General features: G+C 66.0%; 17 protein-coding genes and 1 tRNA gene. 14 read left to right on the forward strand and 4 right to left on the reverse strand.

Going from position 1 to position 23,739, the window contains the following annotated elements; genetic code table 11:
* From recC to recD, 3 genes are read left to right on the forward strand one after another with little or no spacing between them, the layout of a single operon-like run.
* Complete coding sequence (gene recC, locus IM816_RS04960; RefSeq protein ID WP_250340009.1) at nucleotides 1-3,432, forward strand: exodeoxyribonuclease V subunit gamma; 3,432 nt, start codon at nucleotides 1-3, stop codon at nucleotides 3,430-3,432.
* Nucleotides 3,429-7,076 (forward strand): exodeoxyribonuclease V subunit beta, encoded by a 3,648-nt coding sequence (gene recB, locus IM816_RS04965; protein ID WP_250340010.1) that lies wholly within the window; start codon nucleotides 3,429-3,431, stop codon nucleotides 7,074-7,076. Before recC ends, recB begins: the two co-directional genes overlap by 4 nt.
* A complete protein-coding gene (gene recD, locus IM816_RS04970; RefSeq protein WP_250340011.1) occupies nucleotides 7,073-8,947 on the forward strand; it encodes an exodeoxyribonuclease V subunit alpha in 1,875 nt (624 codons plus the stop codon). Before recB ends, recD begins: the two co-directional genes overlap by 4 nt.
* Nucleotides 8,948-8,956: 9 nt before the next feature.
* Here the strand turns inward: recD and IM816_RS04975 are convergent, their stop codons facing one another.
* The gene (locus IM816_RS04975) at nucleotides 8,957-9,967 is read right to left on the reverse strand and encodes an NAD-dependent epimerase (RefSeq protein ID WP_250340012.1); all 1,011 of its coding nucleotides are present in this window, start codon (nucleotides 9,965-9,967) and stop codon (nucleotides 8,957-8,959) included.
* Nucleotides 9,968-10,200: 233 nt separating this feature from the next.
* Between IM816_RS04975 and thrS the strand changes: the two genes are divergently transcribed.
* The 9 genes from thrS to IM816_RS05020 all read left to right on the forward strand — a co-directional run bounded on the left by thrS (nucleotide 10,201) and on the right by IM816_RS05020 (nucleotide 17,789).
* A complete protein-coding gene (thrS, locus tag IM816_RS04980) occupies nucleotides 10,201-12,102 on the forward strand; it encodes a threonine--tRNA ligase (RefSeq protein ID WP_250340013.1) in 1,902 nt (633 codons plus the stop codon).
* Between the two features lie 29 nt (nucleotides 12,103-12,131).
* The gene (gene infC / locus IM816_RS04985; protein ID WP_177257422.1) at nucleotides 12,132-12,674 is read left to right on the forward strand and encodes a translation initiation factor IF-3; all 543 of its coding nucleotides are present in this window, start codon (nucleotides 12,132-12,134) and stop codon (nucleotides 12,672-12,674) included.
* Between the two features lie 234 nt (nucleotides 12,675-12,908).
* On the forward strand, nucleotides 12,909-13,106 hold the full coding sequence (gene rpmI, locus IM816_RS04990; protein WP_036114929.1) for a 50S ribosomal protein L35: 198 nt from the start codon (nucleotides 12,909-12,911) through the stop codon (nucleotides 13,104-13,106).
* A 14-nt stretch (nucleotides 13,107-13,120) separates the two neighbouring features.
* Nucleotides 13,121-13,480 (forward strand): 50S ribosomal protein L20, encoded by a 360-nt coding sequence (rplT, locus tag IM816_RS04995; RefSeq protein ID WP_072322974.1) that lies wholly within the window; start codon nucleotides 13,121-13,123, stop codon nucleotides 13,478-13,480.
* 110 nt (nucleotides 13,481-13,590) lie between these two features.
* Entirely contained in the window at nucleotides 13,591-14,583 is a 993-nt protein-coding gene (gene pheS, locus IM816_RS05000; RefSeq protein ID WP_250340014.1) for a phenylalanine--tRNA ligase subunit alpha, read from the forward strand.
* A 63-nt stretch (nucleotides 14,584-14,646) separates the two neighbouring features.
* Entirely contained in the window at nucleotides 14,647-17,028 is a 2,382-nt protein-coding gene (gene pheT, locus IM816_RS05005) for a phenylalanine--tRNA ligase subunit beta (protein ID WP_250340015.1), read from the forward strand.
* Nucleotide 17,029: 1 nt separating this feature from the next.
* Nucleotides 17,030-17,329, forward strand: a complete 300-nt coding sequence (gene ihfA, locus IM816_RS05010; protein ID WP_036114917.1) for an integration host factor subunit alpha — start codon at nucleotides 17,030-17,032, stop codon at nucleotides 17,327-17,329.
* Complete coding sequence (locus IM816_RS05015) at nucleotides 17,310-17,666, forward strand: MerR family transcriptional regulator (protein WP_036114913.1); 357 nt, start codon at nucleotides 17,310-17,312, stop codon at nucleotides 17,664-17,666. Before ihfA ends, IM816_RS05015 begins: the two co-directional genes overlap by 20 nt.
* A 46-nt stretch (nucleotides 17,667-17,712) precedes the next feature.
* Nucleotides 17,713-17,789 (forward strand) — tRNA-Pro (locus IM816_RS05020).
* 86 nt (nucleotides 17,790-17,875) lie between these two features.
* On the opposite strand, the gene IM816_RS05025 is transcribed toward IM816_RS05020, so the two are convergent.
* Both IM816_RS05025 and IM816_RS05030 read right to left on the reverse strand, forming a co-directional pair.
* On the reverse strand, nucleotides 17,876-19,264 hold the full coding sequence (locus tag IM816_RS05025) for a nitrilase-related carbon-nitrogen hydrolase (RefSeq protein WP_250340016.1): 1,389 nt from the start codon (nucleotides 19,262-19,264) through the stop codon (nucleotides 17,876-17,878).
* Nucleotides 19,265-19,289: 25 nt separating this feature from the next.
* The gene (locus IM816_RS05030) at nucleotides 19,290-19,871 is read right to left on the reverse strand and encodes a TetR/AcrR family transcriptional regulator (RefSeq protein ID WP_250340017.1); all 582 of its coding nucleotides are present in this window, start codon (nucleotides 19,869-19,871) and stop codon (nucleotides 19,290-19,292) included.
* 129 nt (nucleotides 19,872-20,000) lie between these two features.
* Here IM816_RS05030 and IM816_RS05035 point away from each other — a divergent pair, with 129 nt between their 5' ends.
* Nucleotides 20,001-20,951 carry a GGDEF domain-containing protein gene (locus tag IM816_RS05035; protein WP_072322979.1) on the forward strand — a complete coding sequence of 317 codons (951 nt, stop codon included), beginning with the start codon at nucleotides 20,001-20,003 and terminating at the stop codon, nucleotides 20,949-20,951.
* Nucleotides 20,952-20,967: 16 nt separating this feature from the next.
* Here IM816_RS05035 and serA read toward each other — a convergent pair whose 3' ends face one another.
* Nucleotides 20,968-22,203: a phosphoglycerate dehydrogenase gene (gene serA, locus IM816_RS05040; RefSeq protein WP_250340018.1), complete on the reverse strand. Its 1,236-nt coding sequence runs from the start codon at nucleotides 22,201-22,203 to the stop codon at nucleotides 20,968-20,970.
* Between the two features lie 110 nt (nucleotides 22,204-22,313).
* Between serA and IM816_RS05045 the strand changes: the two genes are divergently transcribed.
* On the forward strand, nucleotides 22,314-23,693 hold the full coding sequence (locus IM816_RS05045) for an FAD-binding oxidoreductase (RefSeq protein ID WP_250340019.1): 1,380 nt from the start codon (nucleotides 22,314-22,316) through the stop codon (nucleotides 23,691-23,693).
* The last annotated feature ends 46 nt before the right edge of the window (nucleotides 23,694-23,739 follow it).

Raw genomic sequence — 23,739 nt, forward strand, 5'->3', positions numbered from 1 at the left:
TTGAGCGACGCGCACGACATCGTGCCGGGCCTGATGGTCCTGCACGGCAATCGCCTTGAAGAACTGCGCGATGTGCTGGTTGGCTGGCTGGCGCGCACGCCGTTGCGTCCGCTCGAAGACGAGTGGGTACTGGTGCAATCCAACGGCATTGCGCAGTGGTTTCGCATGGCGCTGGCGCGCGGTCGGGACGAGGGCGGCCTGGGCATCGCCGCGGCAGTGAATGTCGAGCTGCCGGGCCGTTTCCTGTGGGTTGCCTATCGCGCCGTGCTGGGTCGCGACGCCGTGCCGCCCGAATCTCCCTTCGATAAATCACGCCTCGTGTGGCGCTTGATGCGGCTCTTGCCCGCGGTGTCGCACGAGGCGGGTTTCGAGCCGCTCGCGGCATTTCTCGGTGCTGGCGACGACGCTCGCAAATGTCACCAACTGGCCGAGCGACTGGCCGACCTGTACGACCAGTACCAGGTCTACCGCGCTGACTGGCTCGACGATTGGGCCGCGGGGCGCGACGTGATGCGCGACGCGCGCGGTGGCGCACCGGACCTCGATGCGGGCGACCGCTGGCAGGCCGAACTCTGGCGACGCCTCCTGGCCGACGTCGGCGACGCGGATGCCGATGGCCATCGCGCGGCCGTGCACGAGCGCTTTCTCGACGCGGTCGCCCGTGCCGTGGAGCGCCCGGCCGGGCTGCCTCGGCGGATCGTGGTGTTCGGCATGTCGTCGCTTCCGCGGCAGACCCTGGAAGCGCTATCGGCGCTGTCGCGCTGGTCGCAGGTGCTGCTCGTGGTGATGAATCCGTGCCGCCACTACTGGGCCGACATCGTCGACGATCGCGAGCTGCTGCGCGCAGAACGTCGCCGGCAAAGCGCGAAGCCCGGCATGCCGGTGCAACTGTCGGACGAGGAATTGCACCTGCACGCCCACCCGTTGCTGGCGGCGTGGGGCAAGCAGGGACGCGACTATATTCGGCTGCTGGACGAATTCGATCACCCGGACAGTTACCGCGAACGCTTCACCGCGTGGGACCAGCGCATCGACCTGTTCGTCGAGCCGCGCACGGAAACGCTACTGGGCCAGGTGCAGGCGGCGATCCTGGATCTGGAGCCGCTGCCGGCGACGCCACGCACGCTGGACGCCGACGACACCTCCATCGCCTTCCACGTGGCGCACGGTCCCCAGCGCGAGGTAGAGATACTGCACGACCAGTTGCTCGCGCGTTTCGAGGACGCCGCCCGTCGCGGCGCTCCGATCCTGCCGCGCGACGTGATCGTGATGGTGCCTGACATCGAGACCTACGGGCCGCACATCGACGCGGTCTTCGGCCGCGTACCGCGCGACGACGCGCGTTTCATTCCCTACAGCATCGCGGACCGCACGGCGCGCGGCACGGCGCCGATGATCATGGCGCTCGACATGCTGCTGGCGCTGCCCGAATCGCGCTTCGGCATCGGCGACATGGCCGACATGCTGGACGTGCCGGCCGTGCGCCAGCGCTTCGACCTTGGCGAGGACGACCTGCCGCTCCTGCAGCGCTGGATCAACGGCGCAGGGGTTCGCTGGGGCCTCGACGCATCGCAGCGCGCATCGCTGGACCTGCCGCCCCTCGAACAGAACACCTGGACCTTCGGCCTCCGCCGCATGCTCCTCGGCTACGCTGCGGGTCAGGGCGAGGCGTGGGGCGACATCGAGCCCTACGGTGAAATCGGAGGCCTGGATGCGCGCCTCGTCGGGCCGCTGGCGGATCTGCTCGATTCCCTGGGGCATCACTGGCGCGAACTCGCGCAACCGGCGCCGCCGGCCGTGTGGGGCGAGCGCCTGCGTGCATTGCTGCGCGATCTGTTCGCACCGTCCGAGCCCGAGGACCGCATGTTGCACATGCGGCTGCTCGATACGCTGGAAGCGTGGGAGCGCGCCTGCGCCGAGGCCTCGTTCGAACAGCCGCTACCGGTGGACGTCGTGCGCGAGGCGTGGCTCGCACCATTCGACGACAACGGGCTATCCAAACGCTTTCTTGCTGGCGCCGTGAGCTTCGGCACGTTGATGCCGATGCGCGCCATTCCGTTTCGCCTCGTCTGCCTGCTGGGCATGAACGATGGCGCCTATCCGCGCGCGCGGCCGCCGATGGATTTCGACCTGATGGCGCGCGGCGGCGCATGGCGTCCTGGCGATCGCTCGCGTCGAGAGGACGACCGCTATCTGTTCCTGGAAGCGCTGCTTTCCGCGCGCGATGCATTGCACGTCGGCTGGGTGGGCCGCAGTGCGCGGGACAATGCCGAGCTGGCACCGTCCGTCTTGGTCGGCCAATTGCGCGATTACCTCGCTGCGGGCTGGCGCGCAGCGGGCGGTGGCGACGCCTTGCCGGCGCTGACCGTCGAACATCCGCTGCAGCCATTCAGTCGCGCGTACTTCCAGGCGGGCGACCGGCGGTTGTTCACCTATGCCGGCGAGTGGCGCAGTGCACACGATACGCGCGACGAACATCGCGACGCGCCGCTCGAGCCGCTCGTCGTCGAGCGGCCGCTGGCGATCGCCACGCTTCGCCGCTTCCTGCGCCATCCGGTGAGGGAGTTCTTCAACAGTCGCCTCGGTGTCCGCTTCGACGTGGCGGAAGCCGCGGCGGATGACAACGAACCATTCTCGCTGGGCGGGCTCGATCGCTACGGCATGACCGACATCCTCTTGCGCGCCGCCCTGCGCGAGACGGAAAGCGATCCTCTCGCCGCCATCGGTGCCGCCAGTGCGCGCCTGCGCCGCAGCGGTGTGCTGCCCATGGGCGGCTTCGCCGACATGGCCGCGCAGACGCTGGAGGAAGGGGCACTGGCCGTCCATGCGCGCTACGTCGCCGAGCGCGCGCGTTGGCCCGTGGATGCCGGCAAACGAGAACTGAGCGTCGCCATCGATGGCCTGTTCATCGAGGACTGGCTGACGGGCCTCCACGCGGACGACAACGGCAGGCTGGCAGCGCTGCGCGCGTCGCCGACGGCCGTGCTGGACAAGGACGGCCGGCCACTCGCCCATCGCATGGTGGAGCCCTGGGTCGAACATCTCGTGGCGCAGGCGGGCGGATTTGCGGTGGAAACGCGCTACGTCGGTCCGGATGCCACGGTCGTCATACCGCCGCTTCCGCTCGACAGCGCGCACGTCGCTCTCCTGCGCGTGGTACGCATGTGGCGAGAAGGCATGTGCCGTCCGCTGCCTGTCGCGTTGCGCGCGGCGCTGGCGTGGTTGGCCGAGGACGAGGCACGGGCAGAGACCGCGGCGCGGCTGGCCTATGGCCCGGCAGTGCCGGGCAGTCTGGTGCCTGGCGAGGTCGACAAGGATGCGTATCTGCGTCGGGCGTATCCGTCGTTCGGTGCGCTGCTGGCGGCGGGGTTCGTCGACTGGTTGCCAGCTTACGCGGAGTTCCTGGCGGCATTGCAGGTGGAGGCCGCATGAGCACGCCGATGCAGCCACTGCAGCCTGTGACCATGCCATTGCATGGCGTGCGCCTCATCGAGGCGAGCGCAGGCACCGGCAAGACCTGGACCATCGCGGCGCTCTATGTGCGCGCCGTGTTGGGTCACGACATGCCGCAGCCCTTGCTTCCGCCGCAGTTGCTCGTGGTCACGTTCACCGAAGCCGCCACGCAGGAGCTGCGCGAGCGCATCCGTGCACGTCTCGTGGAGGCGGCTCGCGCGTTCCGCGCGTCGGCATCCGACGAGCCGTTCCTGGCCGAGCTGATCGCGACCTATCCCGTCGACGCGCACGCGTCATGTGCCCGACGTCTCGAACTGGCCGCGCAGTGGATGGACGAAGCGGCGATCTTCACCATCCACGGCTGGAGCCAGCGCATGCTCACCCAGCATGCCTTCGGCAGCGGACACGCATTCGCGCTCACGCTGGAACCGGACGAAAGCGAGTTGCTGGCCGATTGCGTTCGCGACTACTGGCGTCAGACGTTCTATCCGTTGCCGCCACGGCAGGCCGAGATGGTGCTGGAAGAATGGCGCTCGCCCGACGACTTGCTGCGTGCGCTGAAACCACTGTTCTACGGCGGCGAAGTCACGCTGCGTGTCGCGGGTGAGGTGCTTGCCGCCGCGACCGATCCGCGCGCATTGATGGCCTCGCGCGAGGCATGGCAAGCCGAGCACGATCGGCTGCTCGCGGAAGCGGCGGAGGCGTGGCGCAGCGATGTCGATCGTATCGAAGCCCTGCTCACCGAGGCGTCCGCGACCAAGGTGTTGAACAACACGCGCTATCGTCCCGATCGCATGCCGGGCTATCTCGCCCCGGTGCGACGTTGGGCGTTCGGCGGTGAGGCGATCGAGGAAGCGCTGCAGCGTTTCACCGCCACGCGCCTGGCGGATGCCGCAGGCAAGGGCAAACAGCGTCCGGAACATCCGGCGTTTGCAGCGTTGGATGCCTGGCAAGCGTGGCATGAGCACAAGGTCGACATTCGCCACGCCTTGCTGGTCGATGCGCTGGCGCGCGTGCGCGAACGGTTTGCTGCGCAGAAGCGGCGGCGCGCACAGATCGGGTTCGACGACCTGCTGCATCGTCTCGACGCTGCTCTGCGCAGCGACGCGGGAGACGCCTTGGCTGAAACCATTCGCCGGCAGTTCCCGCTGGCGTTGATCGACGAGTTTCAGGACACCGATCCCGTTCAGTACCGCATTTTCAGTCGCATCTATGCCGGTGTCCCCGACGTTGGCCTGTTGTTGATCGGCGATCCGAAGCAGGCGATCTACGCCTTCCGCGGTGCCGATATTCATACCTATCTCTCGGCGCGTGCGCAGGCGCTCGCGCCGCACTACAGCCTGGACACGAACTACCGCTCGAGTCACGCCATGATCGAGGCGGTCAATGCCGTCTTCCTGCACGGCGAGCGGCATCCTCGTGGCGCCTTTCATTTTCCGGATCGCGGCTTGCCCTTCGCGGCGGTGAGCGCAAAGGGCAGGGCGGAGCGCTTCGTCGTCGCCAAGGAATCGCAGCCGGCGTTGCGCCTCTGGCTGCTCGACGACGAACGGCCCGTCGGCGTGCGTCATTACCGCGAGCAGATGGCGGACGCGTGCGCCAGCGAGATCGTGCGCCTGCTGGAAGGTGCCACGCGCGGGGACACGGGGTTTGCCGAGGCAGACGGGCACATCGTGCCGCTCCGTCCGGCGGACGTGGCCGTGCTCGTGCGCAGCCGCTCGGAAGCGGCACAGGTGCGAGCGTCGCTGGCTGCCCGTCAGGTTCGCAGCGTGTTTTTGTCCGATCGCGATTCGGTCTGGGAAAGCACGGAGGCGGAGGACGTACTCGCGTGGTTGCGTGCCGCCGCTGCCCCTGCGTCGGACACGGCGATGCGCGCGGCCCTGGCTACACGCACGCTCGACCTTGGCTATACCGAACTCGAACAGCTGAATGTGGACGAGGCCCATTGGGAGCGCCGCGGCGAGGAATTCCTGGCCCTGCGCCAGGTCTGGCAGCATGCCGGCGTGCTTGCGATGCTGCATGCGCTGCTGCATCGCTTCGACCTGCCGGCACGCCTGCTCCCGCGCGCTGGTGGCGAGCGCGCGCTGACCAATGTGCTGCATCTGGCCGAGTTGTTGCAGCACGCGGCTTCCACGCTCGACGGCGAGCAGGCCCTGATTCGCCACGTGGCCGAACGCATCGCCGATACGGCCAGCCACCATGGCGACGACCAGCTCGTGCGCCTGGAAAGCGATGACGATGTGGTCAAAGTGATCACGATCCACAAGTCCAAGGGCCTGGAGTACCCGATCGTATTCCTGCCGTTTGTCTGTGCCAGCGGCGGTCCGCATCCGGGCCAAACCGCTTATCGATATCACGATGGGACGGGAAGCCAACTGGAGCTGGTGAGCAAGTCGAAAGGCGGCGCCGCTTCCGAACAGGCCAAGGACGCGGCGGATCTGGCGGCAATGCAGGAAGACCTGCGCCTGCTCTATGTAGCGATGACGCGTGCACGACACGCTTGCTACGTGGGTGTCGCGCCGGTGTGCCACGGCACCTCGCGTACGCCGCAGGTGCATCGCAGCGCGTTCGGGCATTTGCTCAGCGGTGGCGAGGAGATCGGCAACGGTCGCATCGCGGGCCTGCTGCACGAGCTGGCGCAGGCTACGCCGTCGATCCGCGTGGAATACATGCCGCCCCCTGACGAGCGCCGTTTTGTCGCGCCGGATCGTCCCGAGGCAGCGCGACCCGCACGAGAGGCCATGGCGAGGCGCGCGGACCCCTGGCGCATCGCCAGCTACAGCGGCCTGCGCTATGCGGACGAGGTGTCTGCACCGGAAACCGCGACGGACGACGTCATCGTGGAATACGCCACCGAGCCCGTCGTCGCGGCCCCGGCTGTGGCAGGTATTCACGCCTTCGAGCGGGGCGCAGAGGCGGGTACCTTCCTGCACGATCTTCTCGAATGGATTGCGGAGGAAGGCTTCGCCATCGTAGCCAGTGATTCCGCACGGCTGCGTGACACGGTGGCGCGCCGTTGCGAACGGCGGGGCTGGAGTGCATTCATCGATCTCTTGACGGATTGGCTGTCGATGCTTTTGCGGACGCCGCTGGCGCTGCCGGACGGTGGCCAGCTCGCGCTTGCCTCGCTCGACGATCCCTCGCGCTATCGTGCCGAGCTGGAGTTCCTGTTCGCCTCGCGTGGCGTCGATACGCTCGCCCTGGATCGCATCGTGCGCGAGCACACCTTGGATGGCGAGGCGCGCCCGACGCTGGCCGCGGACATCATCAACGGTATGCTCAAGGGCTTCATCGATCTGATCGTCGAGCACGAAGGACGCTGGTACGTCATCGACTACAAGTCGAACTGGCTTGGCGTGGATGCTCAGGCGTACACGACCGCTGCGATGCGCCGCTCCATTCTGGAAGCGCGCTACGAACTGCAATACGCGTTGTACCTGCTTGCATTGCATCGCCAACTGCGCGCCCGACTCGGTGACGCCTACGACTACGACACGCACATCGGTGGTGCGGTCTATCTCTATCTGCGTGGCGTGGATGGGCACGGGCACGGGGTGCACGTGGAACGGCCGCCTCGGGCGATGATCGAGGCGATGGATCGGTTGTTCGAAGGAGCCTCCGCATGATCGCCGATGGCGTTGCATGGCTCGATCAAGCGCTTGCCGAGGGCCGGATCGAGCGCGTCGATCGGGCCTTTGCCCGTTTCCTGCGCACGCTGGACCCGGCGGTCGATCCGCGTGTTCAGGTGGCTGCCGCACTCCTGAGTCGCGAACTGGGCGAGGGGCATATCTGCATGCCGCTGACGACCTTGCGCGAGCGCGAGCCGGCGCTTGGCGATCCGTCGCTTTTTCTTTCCTCGACGCCGTTGGTGGCCTCAGCCGATGGCGATCCGTCGGCACCCTTGGTGCTCGACCACGATCTGCTCTATATGCGCCGTTTCTGGCGCGACGAATCCCGCGTTGCGCAAGCAATCGTCGGCCGGCTCGGCGTGCAGCCGGTGCATCCGGATCTGCCCGCGGAACTTGAGCGGCTGTTTCCATCCGACGATGTGCGACCGGACTGGCAGAAGATCGCCTGCGCGCTGGCAGCGCGGTCCCGCTTCGCCGTCATCACGGGGGGGCCGGGCACTGGTAAGACGACCACCGTCGTGCGCCTGCTCGGCTTGCTGCAGACCTTGGCGTTACGCGAAGGCGGGAGTCGCCTGCGCATTCGCCTAGCCGCGCCAACCGGTAAGGCGGCGGCACGGCTCAATGCGTCCATCGCCGGGCAGGTAGCGCAGTTGCAGGTCGATCCTGCGGTGAAGCAGGCGATTCCCGCTGAGGTGACCACGTTGCATCGCCTGCTCGGCAGTCGCCCGGATACGCGAGCGTTCCGTCACGATGCAGAGAACCCGTTGCACCTCGACGTACTCGTCATCGACGAGGCATCGATGATCGACCTCGAGATGATGGCTGCGACGCTCGATGCCTTGCCGCCAACGGCACGGCTTGTGCTGCTCGGCGACAAGGATCAGCTTTCATCGGTGGAAGCCGGTGCGGTGCTCGGTGACCTTTGCGCTCGTGCGGACGTCGGCCACTACTCACTCGCGACGCGTGACTGGATTGCGGCAGCCTGCGAGGAAGACGTGTCGGCCTGGACGGATGGCGACAGCGCACGTGCGTTGGATCAGCATGTGGCCATGCTGCGGCACAGTCGCCGCTTCGGCAGCGACAGCGGCATCGGCGCGCTGGCGACGGCGATCAATCAGGGCGATGCGCACGCAGCGCGCGCCGTGTTTGCGTCATTCGCCGACGTGACGCTCGGCGCGCCGTCGCCTGCTGCGATCGCCACCTTGGCCATCGAGGGGCGTGACGGCGCGCCTGGCTATCGGCATTACCTCGACGCCATCGAGAACACACGCCCCTCGGTCGGCGCGAGCGAAGACGAACTGATGCAGTGGGGCCGTGGCGCCTTGCGTGCCTATGCCGGGTTCCAGCTGCTTTGCGCCACGCGCCTCGGCGAGCATGGCGTGCTCGCGCAGAACGCGCGCATCGCACAGGGATTGCTGGATCGTGGCCTGATCGAAGCGACGGGCGGTTGGTACGAAGGGCGCCCTGTCATGTTGACCCGCAACGACTACGCGCTGGGCCTCATGAACGGCGACGTGGGCGTGACGCTATGGGTACCCGATGGCCGCGGCGGCATGGCCTTGCGCGTGGCGTTTTCGGTGATGGACGAACACGGCGGCGAGCGCATTCGTTTCGTGGTGCCGAGCCGGCTGGTGGCGGTGGAGACGGTGTACGCGATGACGGTGCACAAGTCGCAGGGTTCCGAGTTCGAACATACGGCGCTGGCCTTGCCGCCCGAACCGTCGCCGGTGCTGACCCGCGAACTCGTCTATACCGGCGTGACCCGTGCGCGTCGCTGGTTCACGCTGTTGGCCGCGCCGGACATCCTCGGCTACGCCGTGCAGCGGAAAACGCAGCGAGCCTCGGGGCTGCTGCGTCGTTTGCTCTGACTAACGCGTCTAGTCCGCCGCGTAGAAGCGCTTGTACCACTCGGCAAATTTCGCCAGCCCCTCGTCGATCGACGTCGAGGGCGCATAACCGACATCGCGACGCAACGCCGACACATCTGCCCATGTATCCGGCACATCGCCCGGCTGCATGGGCAGCAGGCGCTTCTCTACTGTGCGTCCGAGGTGTTTTTCGAGCGTGGCGATGAAATCGAGTAACTGCACCGGCTCGTCGTTGCCGATGTTGTAGACGCGATACGGCGCGGCCGACGATCCTGCGTTCGGATTGACCGGATCGTAGGAAGGATCTGGCGCAGCAGGATGGTCGAGCGTACGAATCACACCCTCGACGATGTCGTCGATGTAGGTGAAGTCGCGGCTGTGCTGGCCATGGTTGAACACGTCGATCGGTTCGCCGCGCATGATCCGGCTCGCAAAGAGGATCGGCGACATGTCCGGGCGACCCCATGGTCCGTACACGGTGAAGAAGCGCAGGCCCGTCGTCGGCAGACCGAACAGGTGGCTATACGTATGTGCCATCAGCTCGTTCGATTTCTTCGTGGCAGCGTAGAGGCTTACCGGGTGATCCACGGCGTCCTCCACGGCGAAGGGCATCTTGCGATTGGCGCCGTACACGGAGCTGGATGACGCGTAGACCAGGTGGCCCACCGCATGCCGGCGGCATGCCTCCAGCACGTTGACGAACCCGACGAGATTGCTCTGCACGTAGGCATGCGGGTGGGTCAGCGAGTAACGCACCCCCGCCTGCGCCGCGAGATTGACCACGCGCTCGGGCTGGAAGTCGGCGAAGGCGCGGTCGACCGCCGCCTGCTCCGCCAGGTCGGCGCGCAGGTGGGTGTAACTAGGATGGGCCGAGAAGCGCGCGAGGCGGGCTTCTTTCAGTGCCGGATCGTAGTAATCGTTGTGGTTGTCGAAGCCCAGTACGGTGTCCCCGCGGGCGAGCAGGCGCTCGGTAAGGGCCGAGCCGATGAAGCCGGCGCTGCCGGTGACCAGGATGCGCATGAGATGACCTGCGATGTGAGCGGTCTCACAGTGTAACGGAGGCGCCGATTGACACGGCAGCGGCCGTGATCTAGCTTTTGCCCGATATCCACGAGACGAAGGTGGCCCGCGGCAACGCCGGCCGAGTGTGCGACATGCGGACTACGCGCTTCCCAACCTGATCCCACGCCACGTCTTCGTCATCTTTCGAAGGGCGCCTGGCGCCCTTTTTGTTTGTCCGGAACCACGCATCCATGATCCAGATCACGCTACCCGACGGCAGCCAGCGCCCGTTCGAGCATCCCGTCACCGTACAGGACGTCGCCGCCTCGATCGGCGCCGGTCTCGCCAAGGCTACGCTCGCCGGCAAGGTCGACGGCAAGCTCGTCGATGCCAGCTTCCTCATCGACCATGACGCCGCGCTCGAGATCGTCACCGAGAAGAGCCCGGAGGCGCTGGATATCCTGCGCCACTCCACGGCTCATCTTCTCGGCCAGGCCGTGCAGCGCCTGTTCCCCGGCGCGCAGGTCACGATCGGCCCGGTGATCGACAACGGCTTCTATTACGACTTCGCGTACGAACGCCCCTTCACGCCCGACGACCTGGAAGCCATCCAGGCGGAAATGGAGAAGATCGTGAAGGAGCAGATTCCCGTCACGCGCTCGGTGAAGAGCCGCGACGAGGCCATCCGCTTCTTCCGCGACATGGGCGAGGAATACAAGGCGCAGATCATCGAGGGCATTCCGTCCAACGAAGAGCTCTCGCTTTATACCCAGGGCGAGTTCACCGATCTGTGCCGCGGCCCGCACGTGTCCAACACCGGCAAGCTGCGCGCGTTCAAGCTCATGAAGGTGGCCGGTGCCTATTGGCGCGGCGATTCCAACAACGCGATGCTGACCCGCATCTACGGCACCGCCTGGCTGAACGACAAGGATCTCAAGGCCTACCTGCTGCAACTCGAGGAGGCCGAGAAGCGCGACCACCGCCGCATCGGCAAGCAGCTCGATCTGTTCCACCAGCAGGAAGAAGCGCCGGGCATGGTGTTCTGGCACCCGAAGGGCTGGGCCATCTGGCAGGCGGTCGAGCAGTACGTTCGTGGCGTCTATCGCCGCAGCGGCTACCAGGAAGTGCGCGGCCCGCAGATCATGGACGTGAGCCTGTGGAAGAAGTCCGGCCATTGGGACAACTACCAGGAAAACATGTTCTTTACCGAGTCGGAAAAGCGTACCTATGCGCTTAAGCCGATGAACTGCCCGGGCCACGTGCAGATCTTCAACACCAATCTGCACAGCTATCGCGACCTGCCGATCCGCTACGGCGAATTCGGTGGCTGCCATCGCAACGAGCCCTCGGGCGCGCTGCACGGCATCATGCGCGTGCGCGCCTTCACCCAGGACGACGGGCACATCTTCTGCACGCCCGCGCAGATCGAGGGCGAGGTCGCGGCCTTCCACGCGCAGGCCATGAAGGTCTACGACGATTTCGGCTTCAACGACATCGCGATGAAGATCGCGCTGCGTCCGGACAAGCGGATCGGCTCGGACGAGGTTTGGGACAAGGCCGAGCACGCGCTGCGCGCGGCGCTGTCGGCTGCCGGTGTTGCCTGGGAGGAACTGCCGGGTGAGGGTGCCTTCTACGGCCCGAAGATCGAGTACCACATGAAGGACTCCATCGGCCGCGCCTGGCAGGTAGGCACGATGCAGGTCGATTTCATGATGCCCGAGCGCCTGGGGGCCGAGTACGTCGACGAGCACAGCCAGCGCCAGCACCCGGTCATGCTGCATCGGGCCATCGTCGGGTCGATGGAGCGCTTCATCGGCATCCTGATCGAGCACCATGCGGGCTTGCTTCCGACGTGGCTTGCCCCCATTCAGGCGGTGGCGTTCAGCATCACCGACGCTCAGGCCGATTATGTGCGTGAAGTGGTGCAAACCCTTGTCGGACAAGGCTTCAGGGTGGATGCCGATTTGCGCAACGAAAAAGTCGGATATAAAATCCGCGAGCATACGTTGCAGAAGGTTCCCTATCTCATCGTGGTCGGAGACCGCGAAAAGGAAACGGGTACCATTTCCGTACGTACCCGCGGGGGCGAAGACCTCGGCAGCATGCCGGTGGCACAATTCGTCGCACGTTTGGAAGCCGAGACCCGCCGCTAGGCCGCGGGTCCGGTATTGAGATCATTCTTCTGGAGGATAGCGGTATCGCTACGACCGATAACAAGGGCAATCGCAAGAACAACGACATTCGCGTGCCGAAGGTCCGCGTGCTGGGCGCCGAAGGCGAGCAGATGGGCATCATGGACACCCGTGATGCGATTCGTGCCGCCGAAGAGCTTGGCATGGACCTCGTCGAGATCCAGCCGAACGGCGATCCGCCGGTCTGCAAGATCATGGACTACGGCAAGTTCAAGTTCGAAGCCCAGAAGAAGGCTCAGGCCGCCAAGAAGAAGCAGAAGCAGGTCGAAATCAAGGAAGTGAAGTTCCGCCCCGTCACCGACGTGGGCGACTACGACATCAAGCTGCGCAAGATGCGCGAGTTTCTTGAAGAAGGCGACAAGGTCAAGGTCACGATCCGCTTCCGCGGCCGCGAGATGTCCCACCAGGACCTCGGCCAGAACCTGGCCCGCAAGATCCAGACCGACATCGGCGAGGAAGGCGTGGTCGAGCAGTTCCCGCGCCTCGAAGGTCGCCAGATGGTCATGATGATCGGACCGAAGAAGAAGGTCTGATCTCTGAAACTGTGGGAGCCGCTATAGCGGCGAGAAGCCCACGGAGCCATGAAGCGGCGGGGCAGGTTGTCCTCGCCGCTATAGCGGCTCCTACACATAGCCTTAAGATTCGTGTATCATCGCCGGCTCGGTCCGTATGGATGGGCCGATTCACCGTACCCGGCAGGAAGGAAAGTGCAGGCGCTTCAACGCCTTGCCGCCGGATCAGTCAGCAACCGAATACGGAGCATTCCGATGCCCAAGATCAAGACCAACCGGGCGGCCGCGAAGCGTTTTCGCAAGACCGCGTCGGGCAAGTTCAAGGCCGGTCACGCCTTCAAGTCGCACATCCTGACCAAGAAGTCGACCAAGCGTAAGCGCGGCCTGCGCGCTCCCAACCACGTCAAAGCGTGCGACACCAAGGGTGTAGCTCGCATGTTGCCGTATCTCTAAGGGAGGCTTGAACCATGGCTCGTGTTAAGCGTGGCGTTACCGCCCGTCGTCGTCACAAGAAGATCATCGGCCGTGCCAAGGGCTACTACAACGCCCGCCGCAAGGTATTCCGCGTAGCCAACCAGGCCGTCATCAAGGCCGGTCAGTACGCCTACATCGGTCGCAAGCAGCGCAAGCGCCAGTTCCGCGCGCTGTGGATCGTCCGTATCAACGCCGCCGCTCGTCAGTTCGGTCTGTCGTACAGCCGCCTGATCAATGGTCTGGCCAAGGCCAACATCTCGGTCGACCGCAAGGTCCTCGCCGACCTGGCCGTGCATGACATCAAGGCGTTTGGCGCGATCGCAGAGAAGGCCAAGGCCAGTCTGGCTGCGTAATCCGCTTTACCACGCGCGGTAGCAATGCCGCGCGATGATGGATGACGTGGGGAGAAGGCCTTGCCTTCTCCCCATTCTTTTTTCCGGCCCAGGAAAAACCAGGAATTCCGATGGAATCGATCGAGCATATCGACGCATCGCTGCGGGACATCGAAGCCGCCTCCACGCTGGAAGCGCTGGACGCCGTGCGCGTCGCGCTGTTGGGCAAGAACGGTGCGGTCACGGCGGCACTGAAGGCCCTGGGGCAGCTCTCCGGCGACGAGCGCAAGGCACGGGGTGCCGAGGTCAATCGCGTCAAGGAGCGGCTGACCGACGCCATCGCCCAGCGCAAGCAGGCGCTGGAGCAGGCCGAACTGGACCGCCGCCTCGCTTCCGAACGCATCGACGTGACCCTGCCGGGACGCGACGGCGAATACGGCGGCATCCATCCCATTACCCGCGCGTTGGAGCGCATCGCCGACATCTTCGGTCGCCTCGGGTATCAGCGTGCCGACGGTCCCGAGATCGAGGACGACTGGCACAACTTCGAAGCGCTCAACTTCCCGCCGCATCACCCCGCGCGCGCGATGCACGACACCTTCTATTTCGGTGACGGTCGCCTGCTGCGCACGCATACCTCGCCGGTGCAGATCCGTTCGATGCAGGGGCGCCAGCCGCCGATCCGCATCATTGCGCCCGGCAAGGTCTATCGCAGCGACTCCGACCAGACCCACTCGCCCATGTTCCACCAGATCGAAGGGCTGCTCGTGGACGAGACGTCCAGCTTCGCCGATCTCAAGGGCACGCTGGCCGAGTTCGTGCGTGCGTTCTTCGAGCGCGATTTCGAGATGCGCTTCCGCCCGAGCTATTTCCCGTTCACCGAGCCCTCCGCGGAAGTGGACATCCGCTGGGATGCCGAAGATGGCAGCACGCGCTGGCTCGAAGTGCTCGGCTGCGGCATGGTCCACCCGACCGTGCTGAAGAACTGCGGCATCGATCCGGAGCGCTACACGGGCTTCGCCTTCGGCCTCGGTGTGGAGCGTTTCGCGATGCTCCGCTACGGCGTCGGCGACCTGCGCGCCTTCTTCGAGAACGACCTGCGCTTCCTGCGTCAGTTCGCCTGATCCGTCTCGCCGTATGGCCGGCACGAAGCCGGCCATCGATTCCACGTTCAACGAGTGGCTCTCATGAAATTCTCCGAAAACTGGCTGCGCGAACTGGTCACCATCGATGCGGATCGCGCCGCTCTGGTCCACGCGCTGACGATGTCGGGCCTGGAAGTCGAAGAGGTCACCCCGCTGGGTGATGGCCTCGACGGCGTCGTGGTCGCCGAGATCGTCGCCGCCACGAAGCATCCCGAAGCCGATCGCCTGCAGGTGTGCACGGTGGATGCGGGGCAGGGCGCTCCGCTGCAGATCGTATGTGGCGCACCCAACGCCCGCGTCGGCATTCGCGTGCCGCTCGCCATGGTCGGCGCCACGCTTCCCGGTGGCATCCAGATCAAGGCAGCGAAGCTGCGCGGCGTCGAGTCGTTCGGCATGCTGTGTTCGGCGAAGGAGCTCGGCATCGATGCCGATGCGTCCGGCCTGCTCGAGCTGCCCAGCGACGCGCCGATCGGCAAGCCGCTCGCGGCGTACCTCGGTCTGCCGGACGCCAGCATCGAGCTGAAGATCACGCCCAATCGTCCGGACGTGCTCGGCCTGCAAGGGCTGGCGCACGACGTGGCCGCGCTGTTCGGCAGCCGCGTGGAAGCCATCGGCGCGACCGATGCCGCCGTCACGATCGATACCGCGCGTGAGGTCAGGCTCGAAGCCGGCGCCGACGCGCCGCGTTATCTCGGTCGCGTCATCGAGGGCGTGGACGCCAAGGCGCGTTCGCCGCTGTGGCTGGCCGAGCGCCTTCGTCGTGCCGGCATCCGCCCGATCAGCGCCATCGTCGACATCACGCAGTACGTGATGCTCGAACTTGGCCACCCGCTGCATGCCTTCGACAACGACACGCTCAACGGCGCGGTGGTCGTCCGCCATGCCGCCGACGGTGAGCGCCTGAAGCTGCTCGACGGTAACGAAGCGAAGCTGGATACCACGTTCGTCGTGATCGCCGACGAAGCCCATCCCCTGGCCGCCGCCGGCATCATGGGTGGCTTCGATTCGCGGGTGACCGACGCCACGCAGAACATATTCCTCGAAGCCGCGCATTTCGCGCCGTCCGCCATCATGGGGCGTGCGCGCAAGCTCGGCCTGCATACCGATGCCTCGCACCGCTTCGAACGCGGTGTGGACCCCGCCTTGCCGAAACGTGCCATCGAACGGGCGACGCAGTTGCTGCTCGAAATCGCTGGCGGCAAGGCGGGACCGGTCACCGTGGCCGAACGCCCCGAAGACCTCCGTGAGCACGCGCCTGTGATGCTTCGCCATGCGCGTCTGCGCCGCGTGCTGGGCATCGACGTCGCCGCCAGCGAAGTTGCACGCATCTTCGTCGCCCTGGGCATGGGTGTCGTCGAGGTGGCCGATGGCTGGCGCATCACGCCGCCCACCAGCCGCTTCGACATCGAGCGCGAGGAAGACCTCATCGAAGAGGTCGCGCGCATCCACGGCTACGAGCGCATTCCCACCCACGTCCCCGCGGGTGAGATCGCACTGCGTGCGGAACCGGAGGCACGTCTCACCGAGATGGCGCTGCGCGACCAGTTGGCCGCGCGCGGCTACTTCGAGGCGGTGACGCTGTCCTTCGTCAACGCCGACCTGCTGCGCACCTGGGGCGTGGATCGCGATGCGGTCGCCCTGGCCAACCCGCTGTCCGCCGACCTCGCCGTCATGCGCACGTCTCTGTTGCCGGGCTTGGTCGAGGCGCTGCGCCACAATCGCGCGCGTCAGCAGGACCGCGTGCGCCTGTTCGAAGTGGCGCGCAGCTTCCACGCCACGGGCGCGGCCCCCGACGAGATCGGCCGCGTGGCCGTGGTCGCTTCCGGCGGCGCGCGCGCGGAGCAGTGGGGCGAGCCGTCCCGCCCCGTGGACTTCTTCGATCTGAAGGGTGACCTCGACGCGCTGATCGCTCATACCGGTGAACCGTCGCGCTGGTCGGTGGACGCCACTGACCTGCCGTCCTGGCTACATCCCGGTCGCGGCGCCCGCGTGCTGCGCGACGGTCAGGCGGCCGGCTATCTCGGCGCTCTGCATCCGGCGCTTGCCAAGGCGCTGGACCTCGGCCCCGACGTCCACGTCATGGAGCTGGCGCTCGAACCGTTGCTCGCCCGCCGCCTGCCGAGCGCGGGGGCCGTGGCGCGTTTCCCGGCAGTTCGTCGCGACATTGCCGTGGAGCTGCCGGAAGAGGTGTCCTGGGCCGCCGTGGAAGCCGCCGTCCGCGGGGCGCTCGGCGATGTCCTCAAGGAGATTCGCCTGTTCGATCGATATGCCGGAAAAGGGATCGATGAAGGGCGAAAGAGTCTCGCTATGGGCTTGATTTTACAGGACGCTTCACGCACCCTTACCGACGACGATGCCGACGCCCGCGTGGCTGACGCGGTGGGGGCATTGGAGAAGACATGCAAGGCAAGATTGCGAGGATGAGATGGCGCTGACCAAGGCGGAAATGGCCGAGCGGCTTTTCCTCGACGTAGGTCTCAACAAGCGTGAGGCCAAGGAATTCGTGGACGCGTACTTCGAAGTCGTGCGCGAAGCGCTTGAGAGGGGCGAGCAGGTGAAGCTGTCGGGTTTCGGCAACTTCGATCTGCGGCAGAAGAATCAGCGGCCCGGTCGCAATCCCAAGACCGGCGAAGAAATTCCCATCTCTGCCCGGCGGGTGGTCACCTTCCGCCCCGGCCAGAAACTCAAGGTAAGAGTCGAGGGCTATGCTGGATCCAGGGAATAACACCGAACTTCCCGCCATTCCGGCGAAGCGCTACTTCACCATTGGTGAGGTCAGCGAGCTTTGCGGCGTCAAGCCGCATGTCCTTCGCTACTGGGAGCAGGAGTTTCCCGCGCTCAAGCCGGTCAAGCGTCGCGGCAACCGCCGTTACTACCAGCGCCACGACGTCCTCATGATTCGCCAGATCCGCTCGTTGCTGTACGACGAGGGCTTCACCATTACGGGCGCCCGCGCTCGCCTGGAAGGTCCGCAGGCGCGCATGGAAGCCAGCATGTCGCACCAGATCGTCCGCCAGGTTCGCCTGGAACTGGAAGAAGTCCTGACCCTCCTTCGCCGCTGATCGGCTTCCGCTGGTCGCGACGATGCTGTTACAATCGTTCGCTCGTCGGGGTGTAGCGCAGCCTGGTAGCGCACTACGCTGGGGGTGTAGTGGTCGCGAGTTCGAATCTCGCCACCCCGACCATTATTCGAAAAGGCGTCCTTCGGGGCGCCTTTTTTCGTTGCCGATGGCGGTGGCTTCCATCGGACGAGTGCCTCAAGATGTCGTCTCTAACGCGAGCGGTGAAAGGTCGGTGCGACCGCCATCCCGAGCAGCGCCAGCAACGCGACGACGTCGAGCCACGCGAACCAGTTCCCCCAGCGCGCATAGAGCGTCTGCGTTTCGCGCAGCGGCAGGTTGGCCACCCGTTCGGCGTCGTCTTGTTCACTGGATGCTTCGGCAACTACCCGTCCACGGTCGTCGCTGAGCGTGAGTCGGCCGGAGCGAGCGGCGCGCGCGACGGCAAAGCCGCCCTCCACGCCACGCATGATCGCCATGCGACTGTGCAGCCAGCCGTCTTCCACGAAGTCCCACGCGGGCACGAGCAGCAGCTGCGCGTTCCTCTGCCCGTAGGCCTTCGAAAAGTCCTGAAAGTCCATGTCCTTGCAGATCGCCAGGCCGATTCGTGGCGCGCCCGTCAGCATCTGAAACGTGTTGCCTGGTGTGAACCGGCTCTCGAAACCAGGGATCAGGTGATGCTTGTGATGCATCGCAGGCGAAACCGCGCCGGGTTGGAAGACCATCGCCGTGTTGCGCTCCACGCCATGGTCTTCCTGCAGGTTGACGCCGACGTCGACAGTCATGCTGTGCTGCTGCGCGAACTCCGCAAAGGCCGGAATGGATGCGCCAGCAGCGAAGATGCCCTCCGGAAGCACTGCAATCTGCGCGCCTTGATCGACGGCACGACCGAGCGCGGCAAGGTAACGATCCTGACGCGCCTGGCCTTCCGGCGAGTCGATGGCGACCGGCTTGCCGGTCTGATCGAGCGCGATGAGCCCCACGCGAGCCTGAGACGTGGACGGCGCAGCGAGTCGCCAGATGCCGAAACCGAGGACGATGACGAGCAGCAACAACGCGCTCCCCGCCAGGGCGCGCCGCGTTCTTGCGTTCGCCTGAGAGGCGCTCAGCAAGGCCACGGCGGTCGCGACGAAAAGCATCAGCGCGCCGATACCCCAGATACCCGTGATCGCCGCCAACTGGATCACCGCCAGCGCGTCCATCTGCGTGTAAGCGATATCGAAGAAGGTGCCGTGAGGCGATATCAGGCTATTGAAGAACGCCAGCGCCACCCACGTGACCGGGACCGCCAAGGCGGCAGCGACGACGCGTCCACGTCGCAGCAGACGCTTATGCAGGAGCACGCAAAGCGCGAAGATCACGCCGGGCCAGAGCATGGCGAAGACGACGACACCGAAGGGCAGGCCAATGTGGCCGTGCATGTAGGACCACAGATTGCCCGAACCGATCGCCATCGCGAGGAACGCGGAGGCAACAGCCCAGCGCGTTCTTACCCTCGACGCCAGCCAGAGCACCGGCACGGGGGCAAGCCATGTGATCCACCACACGGGATGGGTACCGCTGCCGAGCCACCAGCCGATGGCGGTAAGGGCGGTCGCCATTATCCAGGCCGGCACTACGGAGCGTTCAGGGCGCAAAGGCATCGATCGTTCGTCCCAATGAGGCGAGGTAGAAGGTTCGGAAGCGCTTCTCGTCGAAGCTGAAGCGACCGCCCCGGTACAGCGCGATGAGTCCATGGGCATGCGCCCACAGGTCCATGGCCAGATCCCATTCGTCGAGCTTGCGCATCGCGCCCTGGACCATGCCTTCCGCGATCGCGTCGGCGATGAGGTTCAGCGTAGGCGAGCGGCGAGCACGAAAATCTTCGGGGAAGCGCCTGGCGTCGTCACGGGGCAGTCCGAAGGCGTGGTCGAACAGGTGCGGATGCGCGAGGGCGTAGTCGAGGTACGACTCCAGCATGGCCAGCAGACGGCGGTGCGGGTCCTGCTGGCGCGCGTGGCTCGCCCAGGTGCGCGCCGCGTCTTCGAAGCTGTCGTTCGAGAGCCGCGTCAGCAACGCTTCGCGATTGGGAAAGTGCCGGTAGATCGCCATCGCCGACAGGCCGACATCCGCCGCCACGCGACGCATGGTCACGGCCTCCGCACCGTGGGCATCGAAGAGGGCATGAGCAGCGGCGAGGATGCGTTCGGCAGTGGTGTCAGTTGGCATGTTTACAGTGTATACATGCGTCGCGAGCGAGCGCAATGGCTCCGAATGGTTCAAGCTTTACCAAGCTCCGCCGATAGGGGGTGGACGACTATTCGCGGCTGAGGCCGCTGCCAGGGGGAGATCGCTGCCATGAGCGTCGAAGACGCGCTGCTTTACGAGGATGCGGGGGTCTACAAGACCTTGCTGGAATCCACGCGCGCCATTCCCTGGAAACTCGACTGGGCGACGCTCGGCTTCGCCTACATCGGTCCGCAGATCGAAGACCTGCTTGGCTGGTCGGCGTCGTCATGGACCACCGTGCAGGACTGGGCCGATCGCATCCATCCCGAAGATCGCGAGCGGGTCTTCAATTTCTGCGTGGCGCAGTCGCAAGCCGGCATGGATCACGAGGCCGACTACCGTGCCCTGCGCAAGGATGGCGAATTCGTCTGGATTCGCGACGTGGTGCACGTGGTGCGCAACGACGACGGCACGCCGAACGCGCTGGTCGGCTTCATGTTCGACATCAGCGAACGCAAGCGGACCGAAGAGCGATTGTTGGACATGCAGCGCGAACTGGAAGAGCTGTCCTACAAGGACGGCCTGACCGGTGTGGCGAATCGCCGCCGCTTCGACATGATGATGACCGTGGAGTGGCGCAATGCGCAGCGACTGCGCCAGCCCTTGTCGGTGATCGTGCTCGACATCGATTACTTCAAGCAATACAACGATCACTACGGTCACCTGGAAGGCGACGAATGCCTGAAACGCGTGGCGAAAGCGCTCCAAGGCGTGGTGCGCGGCCAGCGTGATCTGCTCTGCCGCTTCGGCGGCGAGGAGTTCGTGCTGCTGCTGCCGGATACCGACGAAGCCGCCGCGATGGCGCTCGCCTGGCGCTGCCTCGACGCTGTGGACAAGGCACTGATTCCGCACGTCGGCCTGGGTCCGGGCAAGCGCCTCACGCTCAGCGCAGGCGTGCACACGGCCATACCCGGGGAGCACGACGAGACCACGCCCTTCATCGCCGTGGCCGATCGCCGCCTCTATCTCGCCAAGGAGCGAGGCCGCGCGCGGGTGGTATCCGACGGCGGCCTCGTCTAGAGGCCGTGGCGCGCCCTCAGTAGAGAACGCGCGCCCTCAGCGTTCCGTCGATCGCGGCCAGCTCGTTGCGCAGGGCTGCCGCGTGTTCCTCGGTCGTGGTCACGTCGATGACCACGTAACCGACTTGCGGCGACGTCTGCAGGTACTGGCCATCGATGTTCACCGCTGCGCGCGAGAACACGTCGTTGACGCGCGACATCACCCCGGGGATGTTCTGGTGGATGTGCAGCAGGCGCCGGCTCGTCGGGTGGCCGGGCAGGGACACTTCCGGGAAATTCACCGCCGACAAGGTGCTGCCGTTGTCGCTGTAGCGCACCAGCTTCGAGGCAACCTCGATGCCGATGTTCTCCTGCGCCTCGGCCGTGCTGCCGCCTACGTGCGGGGTGAGGATCACGTTGTCCATGCCCACCAGCGGCGAGACGAACGGATCACTGTTGCCTTGCGGCTCGACCGGGAAGACGTCGATCGCAGCGCCGGCCAGATGCTTCGAGCGAAGCGCGGCGGCGAGCGCATCGATGTCCACCACCGTGCCGCGCGATGCGTTCACCAGCATGGCGCCCGGATGCATCCGGGCGAGTTCGGCGGCGCCGATGAGGTTCTTGGTCTGCGGCGTCTCGGGCACGTGCAAGGTCACGACATCCGCGCGTTCCAGCAGATCGTCCAGGCTGGCCGCGGGGCGTGCATTGCCCAGCGACAGCTTGGGTTCGATGTCGTGGAAGATCACGCGCATGCCGAGCGCTTCGGCCAGCACGCCCACCTGGGTGCCGATGTGCCCGTAGCCGACGATGCCGAGCACCTTGTCGCGGACCTCGAAGCTGCCCGCGGCCGATTTGGACCAACCGCCGCGGTGGCATTGCGCATTCTTTTCGGGGATGCGCCGTACCAGCAGGATCGTCTCAGCGATAACCAGCTCGGCGACGCTGCGGGTATTGGAATAGGGGGCGTTGAAGACGGGGACGCCGAGGCGCTCCGCTGCCGCGGCATCGACCTGGTTGGTGCCGATACAGAAGCAGCCCACGGCGATGAGCCGGCGCGCTTCGGCGAGCACTTCGGCGGTCAGGTGCGTGCGCGACCGGATGCCCACGATGTGCGCATCCGCGATCCGCTCGCGGAGTTCTTCCTCGGGCAGCGCTTTTTCGTGGAACTCGATCTGCGAGTACCCGGCCTGGCGGAAGGTGTCGAGGGCGCTTCGGCTGACGCCTTCGAGCAGCAGCACCTTGATGTCTTCCTTCGGATACGACGTACGCTTCATGGCGGCCCTTAAGTCCCAGGGATTGGACGATCACTATGCCAGAACGTGGCGTTCATGTTGCGGCGCACCCAACGGAGTGGCACCCTCGGCCGACATCGAGCGAGAACCCCATGACCGACCGCCTGGCCGAACTGACCCGCCTGTTTCCCGATCTCAAGCTGTCGACCGACCCGGGCGACATGGAGCACCACGGCCGCGACTGGACCCGGCGCTGGCCCCCCTCGCCGCTGGCGATCGCCTGGCCGGCGTCGATCGACGAGGTGCAGGGCATCGTGCGTTGGGCGAACCAGCAGGGCGTGGCGGTCGTGCCGTCGGGTGGCCGCACGGGCCTGTCCGGTGGCGCGGTCGCTGCGAACGGCGAGCTGGTGCTGAGCCTCGATCGCATGAACCGCGTGCTCGACTTCGACCCGATCGACCGCACGCTGACCGTGCAGGCGGGCATGGCACTGGAAGCGGTGCAGAACGCCGCCCGCGAGCACGGGCTGATCTACCCGGTGGATTTCGCCGCGCGCGGTTCCTGCCAGATCGGCGGCAACGTGGCGACCAATGCGGGCGGCATCCGCGTCATCCGCTACGGCAACACGCGGCAATGGATCGCCGGGCTCAAGGTGGTGACCGGTACGGGCGAACTGCTCGACTTGAACCGCGGCCTGATCAAGAACGCCTCGGGCTACGATCTTCGGCACCTGGTGATCGGCTCGGAAGGTACGCTCGGCATCGTGGTCGAAGCGACCCTCGCGCTCACGGCACCTCCGCCGCCGTCGCAGGTCATGTTGCTGGCGATTCCCGCGATGGACGCCTTGATGAAGGTCTTCGCGGAAGCGCGGCACCGGTTGCGCTTGGAGGCATTCGAGTTCTTCACCGACCGCGCGCTGCACCACGTGCTCGCCCACGGTGCGCAACGGCCATTCGACGATGCGTACCCCTTCTACGTGGTGAGCGAGTTCGACGCCGCGGACGCCGAGGCCGAGGCAGCCGGGCTAGCGTTCTTCGAGTTCTGCCTCGCCGAGGGTTGGGTGGTGGATGGCGCCATCGCGTCCAGCGATGCGCAGGCCGCAGCGCTGTGGCGGTTGCGCGAAGGCATCACCGAAAGCCTCGCGCCGCACAAGCCGTACAAGAACGACGTCTCCGTGCGGATCTCCGCGGTACCGGCGTTCATGGCGGAGATGCAGGCCTTGCTGACGCGCGAGTACCCGGACTTCGACGTCGTCTGGTTCGGGCACATCGGTGACGGCAACCTGCACATCAACGTGCTCAAGCCGACGGATATCGACAACGCGTCGTTCGTGGAGCAATGCGAACACGTGACCTCGATGCTGGTGGACACCCTGGCCCGGCACGGCGGCAGCATCTCGGCCGAGCACGGCATCGGTCTGGTGAAGAAGCCCTGGCTGGGCAGCGTGCGCAGCGAGGCCGAGATCGCGCTCATGCGTGGCATCAAGGCCGTGTGGGACCCGAACGGCATCATGAATCCGGGCAAGTTGCTGTAACCGGCGTCCCGGGCGCGGGTCGGCCGCTGGCGTGGCGCGCCCGTGC

This window comes from Luteibacter flocculans (assembly GCF_023612255.1).
Classification (GTDB): domain Bacteria; phylum Pseudomonadota; class Gammaproteobacteria; order Xanthomonadales; family Rhodanobacteraceae; genus Luteibacter; species Luteibacter flocculans.